This is a genomic window from Streptomyces cahuitamycinicus (assembly GCF_002891435.1).
Lineage (GTDB): Bacteria > Actinomycetota > Actinomycetes > Streptomycetales > Streptomycetaceae > Streptomyces > Streptomyces cahuitamycinicus.
The window spans coordinates 1-1014 of record NZ_POUC01000877.1; the positions used below are offsets into that span (position 1 = coordinate 1).

Below are 1014 nucleotides of genomic sequence, written 5' to 3' on the forward strand. Positions count from 1 at the left end.
GCGTGACTCCCTGCGCCGCGCGCTCACGGCACCCGGCAGGCACCCCACCGCCGTCATCAGCGGCATGGCGGGCGTCGGCAAGAGCGCGCTCGCACTGGAGGTCGCCCATCAGTTGGCGGAACGTTTCCCCGATGGGCAGATCCACCTCGACCTGCACGGCGCCACCCCGGGTATGACCCCTCTCACCGCTGCTCAGGCGGTCACCGCCCTGCTGCGTGACCTCGGCACCGAGCCGTGCCGTATCCCGGAACAGCCGGACGCCGCGACCGCGTTGCTGCGCTCGCTGCTCGCGCCGACGCGCACGCTCCTGGTGCTGGACGACGCCGCGAGTGCCGCGCAGGTGCGGCCGCTCCTCCCAGGGGGTGCCGGGTGCGGGGTGATCGTCACCAGCCGTTCGCCGCTGACCGCCCTCGACGGCGCGGCCAGGTTTCCGCTCGCCCCGCTGTCGGACGAGGAGAGTGCCGAGCTCCTGCGCAGGCACTCGGGCCGCGACGGCCTGGACGGTACCGACGCCGCCCGGCTCCTCGTCGAGCTCACGGGCAGGCTGCCGCTGGCCCTGCGGATCGTCGCCGCGCGGCTCGCCGCCCGTCCGGCCCTGGCCCCCGGCACCCTGGCGGGTCAACTCGCCGCCGCAGACGGCCGCCTGCACCACCTGGAGTACGACGACCTGAGCGTCCGCCGTTCCCTGGCCGTCACGCACGATGCCCTCGCCGCGTCCGAGCGGGAGGCCGACCGGGACGCGGCCCGCACCCTGTGCCGTATCGGCGCGCTCGCCCTGCCCACGTACGGCGCCCCGCTGCTCGCCCGCCTCACCGGCACCGGCGAGCCCCGCACCGAGGCCGCCCTGGAACGGCTTCTCGACGTGGCCCTGCTGGAGGAGTCGGCGTACGGCCGCTACGCACCGCACGACCTGGTGCGCGACTTCGCCCGCGAACGGGCCGGAGAGCGGGACGCCGCCGAGCCCGCCGACCCTGCCGCCCCCGAAGCCGCCGACGTCGCCGACCCCGCCAACAC

Annotated in this window: 1 protein-coding gene; it reads left to right on the plus strand. The window is 76.0% G+C overall.

Features of this window, described 5'->3' with window-relative positions:
- Positions 1-1014, plus strand: a 1014-nt coding sequence (locus C1J00_RS43605) for an NB-ARC domain-containing protein (protein WP_245936758.1), incomplete at both ends; no start/stop codon positions are given.